This is a genomic window from Arthrobacter woluwensis (assembly GCF_900105345.1).
In the GTDB taxonomy this organism is placed as follows: Bacteria; Actinomycetota; Actinomycetes; order Actinomycetales; family Micrococcaceae; genus Arthrobacter_E; species Arthrobacter_E woluwensis.
The window spans coordinates 2,098,949-2,113,709 of record NZ_FNSN01000003.1; the positions used below are offsets into that span (position 1 = coordinate 2,098,949).

Consider the following 14,761-nt stretch of genomic DNA (forward strand, 5'->3'; position numbering starts at 1 on the left):
CATGACTCATACGCGGCACCACGCACCCGAAGTGGAACCGGCAGCCCCCGGGCAGCCGGAGAACCCCTTCGTGCGGTTCGCGGCTCAGCCTGCCGCCTCAGGGCTTTACCGCCCCGAGGAGGAGAAGGACGCCTGTGGCCTCGCCATCATCGCCACCTTGCGCGGTGAACCCGGCTACGACATCGTGGCCAACGCCCTCCATGCCCTGCGGAGCCTCGAGCACCGCGGCGCCGTCGGCGCTGACGAAGGCACCGGCGACGGCGCCGGTCTTCTGACACAGATCCCCGACGAATTCTTCCGCGCGGTTCTCGACTTCGAGCTTCCTGCTCAGGGCCAGTACGCAGTCGGCACCGCCTTCCTCCCGGCGATCCCGGCCGAAGCCGACGCCGCCCGTCAGGGCATCGAAGGCCTGGCCGGCGAAGAGGGCCTCTCCGTCATCGGCTGGCGCGAGGTTCCGATCCGCGCAGAGCTGGTCGGTTCCATGGCCCGCGCCTGCATGCCGTTCTTCGCCCAGCCGTTCTTCGCGGCGATCGACGGCGCCGAACTGAGCCGCGACGAGCTGGACCGCCGCGTCTGGCGCATCCGCAAGCGCGCCCAGAACCGTTTCGGCGTGTACTTCCCGTCGCTGTCGAGCCGCACCATCGTCTACAAGGGGATGCTCACCACGGCTCAGCTCGAGCCGTTCTACCCGGACCTCTCGGACACACGTTTCAAGAGCAAGCTCGCGATCGTGCACTCGCGCTTCTCCACGAACACCTTCCCGTCCTGGCCGCTCGCCCAGCCGTTCCGGACGATCGCCCACAACGGTGAGATCAACACCGTGAAGGGCAACCGGAACTGGATGCGCGCCCGCCAGTCGCAGCTGGCCAGTCCGCTGCTCGGCAGCTCCCCGGAGGACTTGTACCCGATCTGCACCCCGGGCGCCTCGGACTCCGCGTCCTTCGACGAGGTCGCCGAGCTCCTCTGGCTGTCCGGCCGTCCCATCAGCCACGCGATCATGATGATGATCCCGGAGGCGTGGGAGAACCACACCGCCATGGACCCGGCACGCCGCGCGTTCTACGAGTACCACTCCATGCTCATGGAGCCGTGGGACGGCCCTGCCGCCGTGTCCTTCACGGACGGCAACCTCGTCGGTGCGACGCTGGACCGCAACGGTCTTCGCCCCGGCCGCTACTGGATCACCGAGGACGGCATGATCGTCTTCGCGTCCGAGGTGGGCGTCCTGGACATCGAGCCGTCGAAGGTGGTCAAGAAGGGCCGCGTCTCGCCGGGCAAGATGTTCCTGGTCGACACGGGTGAAGGCCGCATCATCGCCGACGAGGAGGTCAAGGCCGAGATCGCCGCCTCGAACCCGTGGGCCGAATGGGTGGAGCAGAACCTCGTCAAGCTGGACGACCTCCCCGAGCGTGAACACGTGGTCCACACCCCGGCGTCGGTCAACATCCGCCAGCGGACCTTCGGCTACACCACCGAGGAACTGAAGATCCTGCTCGGGCCCATGGCCCGCACCGGCGCGGAACCGCTCGGCGCGATGGGCTCGGACACCCCGGTCGCGGTGCTCTCCGAGCGCCCCCGCGTCCTGTTCGACTACTTCGTGCAGTCCTTCGCCCAGGTGACCAACCCTCCGCTGGACGCCATCCGCGAAGAGCTCGTGACCTCCATGCGCTGCGCCGTCGGACCCAATGGCAACATGCTGGACACCGGCCTCATCCGCCAGCCGCAGATCGCCCTGCCCTACCCCGTGATCAACAACGACCAGCTGTCGAAGATCGCGAACATGGAGAACGCCGACGGCGACCGCGTGGCCATGAAGGTCCGCGGGCTCTACCGCCCCGAGGGCGGCGAGCAGGCCCTCCGCACGCGCATCAAGGAGATCTGTGAGCAGATCTCCAGCGCGATCAACCGTGGCGTCCAGTACGTGGTGCTCTCGGACCGTGACTCGAACGCCCAGTGGGCGCCGATCCCGTCGCTCCTGCTGCTGTCCGCCGTGCACCACCACCTGCTGCGCAGCGCGAACCGCACCAAGACCGCCCTGCTGGTCGAGGCCGGCGACGTCCGCGAAGTCCACCACGTGGCCGTGCTGATCGGCTACGGCGCGTCCGCGGTCAACCCGTACCTTGCTATGGAGAGTGTCGAAGAGCTCATCCGCACGGGCGAGCTGTGCGGTGTCACGCCGGAGACCGGTGTCTACAACCTGATCAAGGGCCTCGGCAAGGGTGTCCTGAAGATCATGTCCAAGATGGGCATCTCGACCGTGGCGTCCTACTGCGGCGCGCAGACCTTCGAAGCCCTGGGTCTCTCCCAGGACCTGGTCGATGAGTTCTTCTCCGGCACCCACTCCCAGCTGGGTGGCGTCGGCCTGGACGTCATCGCCCAGGAGGTGCTCACCCGGCACCGCTTCGCGTACCCGGAAGAGGGCATCGAGCTCCCGCACAGCCCGCTCAACGGCGGCGGCGAGTACCAGTGGCGCCGCGATGGTGAGCCGCACCTGTTCAACCCGGAGACGGTGTTCCGCCTGCAGCACTCCACGCGGGAGCGCCGCTACGACATCTTCAAGGAGTACACGCGCGGGATCGACGATCAGTCGGGCAAGCTCATGACGCTCCGCGGGCTCCTGAAGTTCAAGGAGGGTCTGCGCCCGTCCGTGCCGCTCGAGGAGGTCGAGCCGGTCTCCTCGATCGTCAAGCGCTTCTCCACGGGCGCCATGAGCTATGGCTCCATCTCCAAGGAGGCGCACGAGACGCTCGCCATCGCCATGAACCGTCTGGGCGCCAAGTCCAACACGGGTGAGGGCGGCGAGGATGTGGACCGCCTGCTGGATCCGGAGCGCCGCTCCGCGATCAAGCAGATCGCGTCCGGTCGTTTCGGTGTCACGAGCCTGTACCTGAGCAACGCCGACGACATCCAGATCAAGATGGCCCAGGGCGCCAAGCCGGGTGAGGGCGGACAGCTCATGGCCCAGAAGGTGTACCCCTGGGTGGCTCGCACGCGGCACTCGACGCCCGGCGTCGGGCTCATCTCCCCGCCGCCGCACCATGACATCTATTCGATCGAGGACCTCGCGCAGCTGATCTACGACGCCAAGCGGTCGAACCCGTCCGCCCGCGTCCACGTGAAGCTGGTCTCCGAGGTCGGCATCGGCACCGTGGCGTCCGGCGTGACCAAGGCGAAGGCCGACGTCGTGCTCATCTCGGGCCACGACGGCGGCACGGGCGCCTCGCCGCTCAACTCGCTCAAGCACGCGGGTGTGCCGTGGGAGCTCGGCCTGGCCGAGACCCAGCAGACCCTGATGCTCAACAACTTGCGCGAGCGCGTGGTCGTCCAGGTGGACGGCCAGCTCAAGACCGGGCGTGACGTGGTCATCGCGGCGCTCCTGGGCGCCGAGGAATACGGCTTCGCCACGGCGCCGCTCGTGGTGTCCGGCTGCATCATGATGCGCGTCTGCCACCTCGACACCTGCCCCGTGGGCGTCGCGACGCAGAACCCCGAGCTGCGGTCCCGGTTCACGGGCAAGCCGGAGTTCGTGGTGAACTTCTTCGAGTTCCTGGCGGAGGAGGTGCGCGAGATCCTCGCCGAGCTCGGTTTCCGGACCCTGGACGAGGCGATCGGGCACTCCGAATATCTGGACAAGGAAGCGGCGATCACCCATTGGAAGGCCTCTGGCCTGGATCTCGACCCGATCCTCAACGGCCTGGACTTCGATGAGGACGCCCCGCTGCGCAACACCACCGGCCAGAACCACGAACTGGACCAGCACTTCGACCAGCAGCTCATCCGTCTCTCGGCGGACGCCCTGGAACGCCGCGAGCCCGTCAAGATCACGCTCGGCGTGGTCAACACCGACCGCTCCGTGGGCACGATGCTGGGCCACGTGGTCACGAAGACGTTCGGGGTGGACACTCTCGCCCCGGACACGATCGACATCACCCTGACGGGCACGGCCGGTCAGTCGCTCGGCGCCTTCCTGCCGGCCGGCGTCACGCTGCGGCTCGACGGCGACTCGAACGACTACGTCGGCAAGGGCCTGTCCGGCGGCCGAATCATCGTCCGCCCGGACCGCCAGAACGTCTTCCCAGCGGAGCGGAACGTGATCGCGGGCAACGTGATCGGCTACGGCGCCACGAGCGGTGAGATCTACCTGCGCGGTCAGGTCGGCGAACGCTTCCTGGTCCGCAACTCCGGCGCCACCGCGGTGGTCGAGGGGATCGGTGATCACGGCTGCGAGTACATGACCGGTGGTCAGACGCTGATCCTGGGCCGCACGGGCCGCAACTTCGGCGCCGGCATGTCCGGCGGCACGGCCTACGTGCTGGACCTGCGCCCCGAGAAGGTCAACAAGGAGGCGCTGGAGAACGGCGAGCTCAAGCTCCTGGAGCTCGACGCCGAGGACCGTGACATCGTGCACGGCCTGCTCAAGCGTCACGCGGAGGAGACCGGATCCCAGCTGGCCGCGCGCCTGCTGGAGAACTTTGACGACACGGCCGCACGGGTGACCAAGGTCCTGCCCCGCGACTACGCGGCCGTACTGCAGACTCGACTGGACGCCCTCGAAGAGGGTCTCGACCCGGATGGCGAAGAGGTCTGGTCCCGTATTTTGGAGGTAACCGGTGGCTGATCCCCGTGGCTTTTTGAAGGTCCGCGAACGCGAGACCCAGCCTCGCCGCCCCGTTCCGGTCCGCATCATGGACTGGAAGGAAGTGTATGAGGCACAGGAGAAGGGCGTCTTGAAGAGCCAGGCCGGCCGGTGCATGGACTGCGGCGTGCCGTTCTGTCACCAGGGCTGTCCTCTGGGCAACCTCATCCCGGAGTGGAACGACCTCGTATGGCGGGACCGTGGTCAGGAGGCCATCGAGCGCCTGCACGCCACCAACAACTTCCCGGAGTTCACGGGTCGTCTGTGCCCCGCCCCCTGCGAGTCGTCCTGCGTGCTGGGCATCAACCAGCCCGCCGTGACGATCAAGCAGGTGGAGGTCTCCATCATCGACCAGGCGTTCGAGGAGGGCTGGGTCACGCCTCTGCCGCCCACCCGTCTGACCGGCAAGACGGTGGCCGTGGTCGGGTCCGGCCCGGCCGGCCTCGCCGTCGCGCAGCAGCTCACCCGCGTGGGCCACACCGTGGCCGTGTACGAACGGGACGACAAGATCGGCGGCCTGCTGCGGTACGGCATCCCGGACTTCAAGATGGAGAAGGACCACCTGGACCGTCGTCTGGAGCAGATGAAGGCCGAGGGCACCCGCTTCCGTCCGGGCGTCAACGTGGGCGTCGACGTCACGTGGGAGCAGCTGCGCCGCCGCTACGACGCCGTCGTGGTCACCACCGGTGCCACGGTGCCCCGTGACCTTCCGATCCCCGGCCGTGAGCTGTCCGGCGTGCACTACGCCATGGACTACCTGGTGCCCTCCAACCGCGTGGTGGCGGGGGAGCAGCCCGAGAACCACATCGACGCCCGCGGCAAGCACGTGGTCATCCTCGGTGGCGGTGACACGGGCGCCGACTGCATCGGCACCGCCCACCGACAGCAGGCCGCCTCCGTGACGACGCTCGCGATCGGCAAGCAGCCGCCCGCCGAGCGCCCCGCGCACCAGCCGTGGCCGCTGTTCCCCACCCTGTTCGAGGTGGCCAGTGCCCATGAGGAAGGCGGTGAGCGCACCTACCTGGCGTCCACCGTCGAGTTCGTGGGCGAGAACGGTCAGCTCACGGGGATCAAGGTCGCGGAGACCGAGTTCGTGGACGGCAAGCGCCTGCCGAAGGCGGGCACCGAACGGATCATCCCGGCCGACCTGGTCTTCCTCGCTCTCGGATTCACCGGCGCCGAGCCGGCCGGGATCACCGAGCAGATCAAGGCGGAGTTCGACGGCCGCGGCAATGTCAGCCGCGACGCCGAGTACATGACCAGCACGGAAGGCGTCTTCGTTGCCGGCGACGCCGGCCGTGGGCAGTCACTGATCGTGTGGGCCATCGCCGAAGGCCGTGCCTGCGCGGCTTCGGTGGACAGGTTCCTGACCGGGGGCACCATCCTCCCGGCCCCCGTGGCACCCACCGATCGAGCGATCTCGCTGCTTTAGGCCCAAAGGCCTGCACGAGATTTTCAGCAGAAGTCAACCTTCCGTAAAAAGCGATGAACTAGGTTAGGTATATGAGACGCGCAAAGATTGTGGCCACTTTCGGCCCCGCCCTGGGCACTTATGAGAAGGCCCTCGAGGTCATCCAGGCGGGCATGAACGTGGCCCGCCTGAACATGAGCCACGGCGATCACTCCATGCACGATGTGAACTACGAGAACATCCGCAAGGCTTCGTCGATGCTCGGTGTCGCCGTGGGCATCATGGCGGACCTTCAGGGGCCCAAGATCCGCCTGGGCAAGTTCGTCAACGATGAGAAGCACTTCCTGGAGGTGGGGGACCAGTTCACCATCACCACCGAGAACGTGCCGGGCACCAAGGAGATCTGCTCCACCACGCTCAAGAGCCTGACCGAGGACGTCCGTCCGGGTGACACGCTCCTGATCGACGACGGCAAGGTCGCCCTGCGCGCCGTGAGCGTCGACGAGATCAAGGTCGTCGCCGAGGTGACCGTTCCGGGCTACGTGTCCAACAACAAGGGCATCAACCTGCCCGGCGTCGCCGTGAACGTCCCCGCCCTGAGCGAGAAGGACGAGACCGACCTCCGCTGGGCGCTGCAGCGCGGCGTCGACATGATCGCGCTGTCCTTCGTGCGTGACGCCAAGGACATCACCCGCGTGCACGAGATCATGGAGGAGGAAGGCCGGAAGATCCCGGTCATCGCCAAGATCGAGAAGCCGCAGGCCGTGGCGCAGCTGCACGAGATCGTGGACGCGTTCGACGCGATCATGGTCGCCCGTGGTGACCTCGGCGTCGAGCTGCCTCTCGAAGAGGTGCCGGTCGTCCAGAAGAAGGCCATCGCCGAAGCCCGTCGCTGGGCCAAGCCGGTCATCGTCGCCACCCAGGTGCTCGAGTCCATGATCGAGAACCCCCGCCCCACCCGCGCCGAGGCCTCCGACTGTGCCAACGCCGTGCTCGATGGCGCCGACGCCGTCATGCTCTCCGGTGAGACCAGCGTGGGCAAGTACGCGATCGAGACGGTCAAGACCATGGCCCGCATCATCGAGTACACCGAGGAGAAGGCGCTCGACCTGGTGCCGGCCCTCGGCTCCAAGCCGAAGACCCGTGGCGGTGCCATCACCCTGGCCGCCGTGGAGATCGCCGACCAGCTCGACGCCAAGTACATCTGCACCTTCACGCAGTCCGGTGACTCGGCCCGCCGTCTGTCCCGCCTGCGCCCGAAGAAGCCGATCTTCGCGTTCACCCCGGTGGACCAGGTCCGCAACTTCCTGGCACTGACCTGGGGCATCCAGCCGATCCAGGTCCCCATGGTGAACCACACGGACGCGATGACCGCCCAGGTGGACACCTTCCTGACGGATCTGGAACTGGTCCAGGAAGACGACCTCGTCGTCATCGCCGCCGGTTCGCCTCCCGGACAGGCCGGCTCCACCAACTCCATCAAGGTCCACAAGGTGGGCGACCTGGCGGACACCGGCCGTGCCGGCCAGGAGGAGCGCCGGGAGCCCATCGGCCCGTGGCCCGCCAAGAAGAAGAAAAAGAAGTAGCTTTTCGCTGCGTTCCCCGAGGGGGCGGTCCGGAGGGGCCGCCCCCTCGGGCGTACCCGGGGGAGTCGCGCGGATGCCGTACTGGCCACGGCCGTCCTCCGGCTGAGTCCGCTATCCGGGGCGTGAGTCAGCTACATGATCCAGCGGACTCACGCCCCGGATAGCGGACTCGGCGGCCATGGTGCCACGGCGGTGGTGAGAGAACGACGACGGCGGCGCACCCCGAGTGGGTGCGCCGCCGTCGTCGTCGGTCGGCTGAGCGGGAGCTCAGTTCACCTGGTTGATGATGGTCTCCGCGACCTCGCGCATGCTGAGGCGGCGGTCCATGGAGGTCTTCTGAATCCAGCGGAAGGCCTCGGGCTCGGAGAGGCCCATCTTGGTGGTGAGGAGGCTCTTGGCGCGCTCCACGAGCTTGCGCGTGGCGAACTGCTCCTTGAGGTCTCCCACCTCCTTTTCGAGGGCCTTGATCTCCTCGTGGCGGGAGAGGGCGATCTCGATGGCCGGGATGAGGTCAGCCGGGGTGAAGGGCTTGACCACGTAGGCCATGGCGCCGGCCTCGCGGGCACGCTCGACGAGTTCCTTCTGGCTGAAAGCGGTCAGGAGCACCACGGGGGCGATCCGGGCCTTCGCGATCTGCTCGGCGGCGCTGATGCCGTCCATGACAGGCATCTTGACGTCCATGATCACCAGATCCGGCTTGTGCTCTTCGGCGAGCTCGACGGCGCGCTGGCCGTTGTCGGCTTCGGCGACGACGTCGTAGCCTTCACCGCGGAGGATCTCGATGATGTCGAGGCGGATGAGGGTCTCATCCTCGGCGACCACGATGCGCTTGGCGGGGCCGGTGGTGGTTTCAGTGGTGTCCTGGGCAGGGGATTCGCTCACAGGGTCTCCTTTAACGAGGGGAACGGGGACAACAGTGTCAGGTCTATGGCGCCGTTGCCAGTGGCCCTGATGGGCAATTTGACGCTCTTAGCCTATCGCCATGTAGAGTTATCACGCGTATGCGGCCCGCGTGATGTCGCGGACCGTTTCGGTGCCTGCCCGAGTGGCGGAATTGGCAGACGCGCCGCACTCAAAATGCGGTATCGAAAGGTGTGTGGGTTCGAGTCCCACCTCGGGCACCGACAGACCAACTCGGCAATCGTGGAGCATCCCCACGAGCCGACGGCGTCGACGACACGGAAAGGGCCCCGTCCAGCTGGACGGGGCCCTTTCCGTTCACCGGGCGCTCGCCCATGGGGGCCTCACCCATGCGAGCCTCGGTCGCGCGAACCTCGGGGGTCGGAGTCCGGCGACAGCCACCCGGGGTCAGCACCGCCCGATGATCGAGGTGACGTTCGGGCCCGTGTAGACGTAGCGATCGGTGACCCAACGGGAGCCTCCGGCCGTGTAGACCTTCAGCCAGATGTTGTCGCCGTCGACGGATTCCCCGTAGGTCCAGCAATCGAACTCGTAGACCTGACCTGCGCGGAGGGTGTAGCCGGCATAGGAGTATCCGCTGCCCGGGCCCGTCCTGACGTTCAAGGTGGTGTCGGTGTAGACCTGCGCGCACTTCGACGCGCGATCGCTGTAGGAGACTGCTCCGCCATAGCCGTTGTGGGGGAACGAGGAGCACAGCTTGATCGTGCTGGAGAGCTTGGGGACCGCCGCCTGAGCAGGTGCCGCCGCCGCGGCGGCTGAGAGCGCTGCGCCCAGCGTGATCGCTGCGGCCGACTTCTTCCAAAGGGCTTTCATCAGGGAATCTCCTTGATCGGTGAGGGTTGTGCGAATGATGAGAAGGTGGTGCAGGGTGGTGCCGAGCAGCCTGGGCGTGGTCCGGTCTATTGGACCTTGCCGATCCGGGTGGCGAAGTCGGCCCAGGTCGCGTCGGCCTGGCTCTCCATGAACTCCCGCATCCAGTTCTCGACGGATGCCCAGTTGAGCGCCGGACCGGTGGCATGCACGTTGAGGAACGTCCGGGAGGCGCCGGACCGGATGCGGAAGTTCATCACGGCGCCCTTCATGACTCCTTCGGTGCCGATGAAGGAGACACCGTTCGTGCGGACCTGGATGACTTTGAAGTGTCCGGGGGCGGGCGCATCCGAATGCAAGGCCACGGGATCGGACATCATCGATTTGGGCGAACCGAGGTGAAAGGTCGATCCGCACGTCAGATTGTTCATGGCCTTATTGAGGTTGTTGTTCACGCGCAGCTGATACGTCGTCCCATTGGTGTTCGTCACAGTCTGGTACGTGACGTGGGTATAGTTGTGCAGGGGAAAGACCGCCCCGAGCTGGGTTTTCGTCCTGGCCCAGATGCTGTCTCCGACCTTCAGCCCGTAGGGGTCATTCTGAAGAAGACGGCTCCATCCGGCACTGGAGATCGGAATGTTCTTCTCCATGTTGTACCCATAACCTGTGCCACCGTTCTGGTAGGCGCCGCACAGGGTCGTTCCCTCGTACTTGTCGGCGTCCGGTGTGGTCCCGGCGTGAGCCGACGAGATCGGTCCGAGCGCCAGCAGACCTATGGAGACCGCAATGGCCACGAGAGATTTCTTCTTGAGCATTCTTCCCCCTGGATGTCATGCTGCGACTGGTCGCAGTCGAATCGGTGTCACCAAGTGCAGCGCTGTTTGGGCTGGTCATGGGCGGTCAAACCGCTGTAGACGACGCGACCAGACTATCTGGGCGAGCCGCTCGCCGATAGGGTTAATCCAGATTTTGTTTTAACTCGGCCGAGCGAAACGGAAGTGCACGCTCGAGTGTGAGGCCCGTCTCGGCGCCAGGACGGTGGCCGTGAAGCCGGACGGTGCTCGACGACCTGTCGCGCCGTCTAGCACCGTCCGATAGCGCTGCGCTCGGCGGATCAACGCCGCCGTCAAGAGAAAATGAAATTTCAGTCTCACTCTTGACCAGCAAGTTACTGGCAAGTAGGTTTCAAGCTATCAGCGCGCCTTACCTCCAGGTTCACGGCTTCGTGGGCCTGCCATTCACGGAACAAAGACGTCCCGAAAGGCCACCATGACATCGTTGACTCGCCGCGTCGCCACTGCGGCCATGGTTTCACTGCTCACTGTCCTCTCGCTGTTGCCCGGGGCCCCGGCCCAGGCGGCTCCTCTCACCGATCCGGGTGACGCGACCCGGCCGGCGTTCTATCAGGCGCCGGCACAGCTCCCGGCCCAGAACGGCGCCGTCATCAAGGCCGAACCGGCGCCCTTCCACCTGGATCCTCTCAATCTGCGTGGCACGCTCATCACGTCCCAGCGGATCATGTACAAGACGACGAACCGGACCGGGACCCCGGTGGGTGTCACCGGCACGGTGATCACCCCCAAGACCGCGTGGTCCGGTCCCGGAAAGCGACCGCTGATCTCGTTCGCGGTCGGCACGCAGGGTCTTGCCGACCAGTGTGCGCCCTCCCGTCTGCTGGCTTTCGCCGCGGAGTACGAAGAAGTGTTCGTCGGCACACTGCTGAGCCGGGGCTACGCCGTGGCGATCACCGATTACGAAGGCCTCGGAACCGCAGGGATCCACACCTACATGGACCGGGTGTCTCAGGGCCGTGCCGTGCTGGACATGGCGCGGGCGGCCATCTCGCTTCCCGGCACCGGACTGAGCGCGCAGTCACCGATCGGCGTCGACGGGTATTCGCAGGGCGGCGGGGCCGCGGCCGCCGCGGCCGAACTCGCACCGAGCTATGCTCCGGAGCTTCAGATCAAGGGGGTGTCCGCCGGGGCCGTCCCCGCGGACCTCACCGCGGTCGGAACCTCGCTGGATGGCGGTTTGTACGCCGAGTTCATGCTCTTCGCGCTGGACGGGCTGTTCAGCTCCTACGGTGTCGACCCGGCGTCGTTCCTCAACGCGGCCGGGCAGGCGAAGGCCGCCGAAGTGTCCGGCCATTGCGTCTGGAACCTGCCGCAGAACAGTTACGTGAAGATGGCGAACCTGTCGTCTTCGGGACAGTCGTTCACGCAGCTCGCTCAGCAGGCCCCCATCTCCACGATGCTGGCGGACCAGCTGATCGGCCGCGCGCGTCCCGGGGCTCCCGTCCTCATCACGCACTCGGTGGCGGATGACGTCATCCCGTACCGTGTGGGCAAGGGTCTGGCGCAGCGCTGGTGCACGGCCGGGACGACCGTGAACTTCGTTCCGACCCCCGTGCCGACCCACGTGGGCGGAGCAGCACCGCACTTCGCGGCAACGCTGGCGTTCTTCGAGGCGCGATTCCGGGGCCTGCCCGCGACGAACAACTGCTGGACGCTCTGACCGTCCTGAGCGGTCCCTCCCGGCTCAGGAAGCATCCGGGACGGACCGCCGGTCAGCGGCGCCACTCCTGAAGGCCGCCGTCACGTGAGCCCGCAGTCGCGGGGTGATGAACAACTGGTCGTCCCGGGTGACGCAGAGAGCATCGATGTCCCACCGGGAAGCGCACGCCTCAAGGGTCTGCCGCCCGCCCGCCATGATCGACGTCGCGAGGACATCGGCGGTGACGATGTCCGGTGCAAGGACCGACACCTGGAGGAAGTCGGCGTGACCGGGAGGTCCCCAAATATGTTCACCACGCTCGGCGATGCCAGACGTGGCCAGGGCGCGCCACTGCCCTTCCAACTGAACCGACGTGATGAGGGCCGCCTTGTCCAGGGGATCAACGATACCGACCGCCCACGGTATGGGGCCGTTCCGGCCGGCCACCAGAACATCACCGCCGGCGTTGAGCAGCCAGTTTGCGTCGCCCGCCGCGAGGAGCCGGTTTCCTGCGGCCTCCAGAGCCTCAGCCTTGACCAGCCCCGAGAGGTCCAGGACGCCGTCGGGAGCCCTCGTGCGGAAAGCGCCGTGAGTGGCGTCCTCCCAGCCTGCGGCGCGGTTCAGGGTCGACCTGAACGCCCCGCTGGCGTTGACGACTGGCAAGTCTCCGCGTGCGATCACGCTGATCTCGGAGTCGGCACGGTAGAGGCTGAATCGCTGGTCGCGGTCGTAGAACTCGCGTTCGACGTCGGCCATGACGTGGGCGGCCGGCTGCGGTCCGGGCGTCAGCAGGCTGATCACGGTGCCCATGGAGGTGAACACGGATCGGCTCATGGCCCGGTCCTCCGATCCCACGTCACTGCGCCTGATCCAGCGCAGCCTGGAGGGACTGGAGGTAGCCCTCGGACGTATAGGTCGCACCTGAGACCGAGTCGACCGACGCCGACTGTGCCGCCAGGACCTCCTGCCGGAGGATGGGTGCGGCCATGCTGCTGATCTGTTGCGAGCGTCCGTCCTGGTCCGTGAGTTGCAAGGCGATGACGTCCGTGATCTTTCCCTGGGCGAGGACCACTTGCACCTGGACATTGCCGTACCGTGTGCCGATGACGCTTCCCGTGTAAGTGCCGCTCGCCTTCTTGGCCGCCGACGTGGCCGCCGACGTCGGCGCTGACCCACTGCCGGCGTTTCCTGTGTCTGAAACACCACCTGTGCCGGTAGAGGGCTGGGGAACGGCAGTCGATCGCGCCCCGGTGGACGGCGTGACGGATCCGGCGACCGAAACGATGGCATGAGAAGCAGGAGACTTGCTCACGCTCCACGAGCCGATCAGGATGGCCGCGGCGGAGAGCGCTCCGCCCCAGGCAGCGCGGGCCCTCACCAGTCGAACCTTTCCACGTGGATCTGGTGATCCTTCAGACCGGCCCGCTTGGCGTCGCGGACCACGGCATCAGTCCAGGCCGAGGGGCCGCAGACATACAGGTCGGAGTCGGTGATCCTTGGAAACACCGATTCGAGGGTGACACCCCGTTGCACTGCGGCCGCGGAAAGCCAAGGTGCCCGGACCGTTGACCTCGATCCGAGATCCGCATAACAGTCGGCTCCGTAACGACGGCTCAGCGAGAGCATCTCGTTCCAGAGGTACAGCTGGGATTCGTCACTGGCCCGGAGGAGGATGGTCGCTTCGCCGGGTGCCGGGGCGAGTTCCTCCAGCATCGAACGGATCGGAGTGACGCCGATCCCTGCCGCCATGAGCGCGACCGACGGCTGAGTGCGGGCGGCCTTCGTGAACAGCCCGTAGGGACCCTCGACCATCACGGGGGTACCGGGACGCAGCGCACTGAGCGAGCGGGTGCCCGAACCGGTGAGCCGTACCGTGAGCCGCACACCGCCGTCGTCGGACAGGGCCGAATACGACAGCGGATGAGCGTGCCACCAGTCGCGTGCCGTGAGGAAGCGCCAGTTCGCATACTGTCCGCCGCTAACTCTCAGCCGCTCTTGGTTCCGTCCGTGGAGATGGATCGACACGACGTCGGCCGCGACCCGCTCGACCGCGGTGACCCGGAAACGGTGCCGCAGGGATCCCACCAGGGGCTTCACGATCCGGAACCACAGAATCGCGGCGTAGGCCGCGACGTACAGCAGAATCCAGTAGATTCGCTGGATCGTTCCGTCGGCGAGCACACCACCCACACTGAGCTGGTGCGGCAGCGCGAACAGGACTGCCGCGTAACTGAGCAGATGGACCACATGCCAGAGCTCGTAGGCGAAGCGACGGCGCACGGCGATGAGCGACGTGACCACGACGGCGAGCAGCAGGGCGAAAGCAACGTAGGCGTAGACCAGATCCCCGACGCCGAGGAAGGACGACGTCTCTGCGATGACCGAGGTCCCATCCTGCAGGGCGTATCCGACGGTCAGCAGGACGGCATGTGCCGTCAGGAGGTACAGCACCGGTTTCCCCAGGGCCCGGTGCCAGCCCATCACCACGTCCTGACCCACGGCCCGGTCCAGCCAGGGGATCCGTGCGGCGAGCACCACCATGATCAGGATGAGATTAGTGCCCGCAAGGCCGGTGACGATTCCCAGCCCATTGACGGCATCTGCCGGTGAGGCCATCGCCGCGAGCGCGCCGTGGACGAGATACAAACCGACGGCGAGCGCTGTCGAAGCCCAGCACAGGGCGACAGCGATGTCGGCGACCAGCAATCGGCGACGCAATGCCCGGCGCCAGGTCCGCCCGAGGTCGGCCGGGCGGGGAGTCTCCTCCGCGGGTGTCCACCTCGTGCCGGCGATCGTATCCATAGTCTTGCTCCTGGGCCAGTGGCCTGCGGGGGATCCGACAAGCCTTCTGGCTACCACTTTCGCCTCGGGTGCTGTGCCCGCGCTGTGTGATGCCCCTGGCGC

At 66.7% G+C, this 14,761-nt stretch carries 10 protein-coding genes and 1 tRNA gene; 5 read left to right on the forward strand and 6 right to left on the reverse strand.

What is annotated here, in order from left to right:
* The first annotated feature begins 1 nt into the window (after window position 1).
* The 3 genes from gltB to pyk all read left to right on the forward strand — a co-directional run bounded on the left by gltB (window position 2) and on the right by pyk (window position 7,633).
* Window positions 2–4,618 (forward strand): glutamate synthase large subunit, encoded by a 4,617-nt coding sequence (gene gltB / locus BLV63_RS10275; protein ID WP_066212380.1) that lies wholly within the window; start codon window positions 2–4, stop codon window positions 4,616–4,618.
* On the forward strand, window positions 4,611–6,068 hold the full coding sequence (locus BLV63_RS10280; RefSeq protein WP_066212382.1) for a glutamate synthase subunit beta: 1,458 nt from the start codon (window positions 4,611–4,613) through the stop codon (window positions 6,066–6,068). The genes gltB and BLV63_RS10280 overlap by 8 nt, the downstream gene beginning before the upstream one ends.
* A 71-nt stretch (window positions 6,069–6,139) precedes the next feature.
* Window positions 6,140–7,633 carry a pyruvate kinase gene (pyk, locus tag BLV63_RS10285; protein ID WP_066212385.1) on the forward strand — a complete coding sequence of 498 codons (1,494 nt, stop codon included), beginning with the start codon at window positions 6,140–6,142 and terminating at the stop codon, window positions 7,631–7,633.
* 267 nt (window positions 7,634–7,900) lie between these two features.
* Here pyk and BLV63_RS10290 read toward each other — a convergent pair whose 3' ends face one another.
* Entirely contained in the window at window positions 7,901–8,515 is a 615-nt protein-coding gene (locus tag BLV63_RS10290; protein WP_066212387.1) for an ANTAR domain-containing response regulator, read from the reverse strand.
* Between the two features lie 157 nt (window positions 8,516–8,672).
* Between BLV63_RS10290 and BLV63_RS10295 the strand changes: the two genes are divergently transcribed.
* Window positions 8,673–8,754: transfer RNA gene (locus tag BLV63_RS10295), tRNA-Leu, on the forward strand.
* A 187-nt stretch (window positions 8,755–8,941) separates the two neighbouring features.
* Here BLV63_RS10295 and BLV63_RS10300 read toward each other — a convergent pair.
* Entirely contained in the window at window positions 8,942–9,367 is a 426-nt protein-coding gene (locus tag BLV63_RS10300; RefSeq protein ID WP_066212388.1) for an SH3 domain-containing protein, read from the reverse strand.
* Between the two features lie 86 nt (window positions 9,368–9,453).
* Window positions 9,454–10,179 (reverse strand): hypothetical protein, encoded by a 726-nt coding sequence (locus BLV63_RS10305; protein WP_066212389.1) that lies wholly within the window; start codon window positions 10,177–10,179, stop codon window positions 9,454–9,456.
* A 454-nt stretch (window positions 10,180–10,633) separates the two neighbouring features.
* Here BLV63_RS10305 and BLV63_RS10310 point away from each other — a divergent pair, with 454 nt between their 5' ends.
* Entirely contained in the window at window positions 10,634–11,878 is a 1,245-nt protein-coding gene (locus BLV63_RS10310; protein ID WP_074784236.1) for a lipase family protein, read from the forward strand.
* 24 nt (window positions 11,879–11,902) lie between these two features.
* On the opposite strand, the gene BLV63_RS10315 is transcribed toward BLV63_RS10310, so the two are convergent.
* The 3 genes from BLV63_RS10315 to BLV63_RS10325 are packed head-to-tail and all read right to left on the reverse strand — an operon-like array spanning window position 11,903 to window position 14,659.
* A complete protein-coding gene (locus tag BLV63_RS10315) occupies window positions 11,903–12,691 on the reverse strand; it encodes an FAD:protein FMN transferase (protein WP_139244672.1) in 789 nt (262 codons plus the stop codon).
* Between the two features lie 22 nt (window positions 12,692–12,713).
* Window positions 12,714–13,235, reverse strand: coding sequence for an FMN-binding protein (locus BLV63_RS10320; RefSeq protein ID WP_066212395.1), 522 nt, complete (start codon window positions 13,233–13,235; stop codon window positions 12,714–12,716).
* Complete coding sequence (locus tag BLV63_RS10325) at window positions 13,232–14,659, reverse strand: ferredoxin reductase family protein (RefSeq protein WP_066212396.1); 1,428 nt, start codon at window positions 14,657–14,659, stop codon at window positions 13,232–13,234. The genes BLV63_RS10320 and BLV63_RS10325 overlap by 4 nt, the downstream gene beginning before the upstream one ends.
* Between the last annotated feature and the right edge of the window lie 102 nt (window positions 14,660–14,761).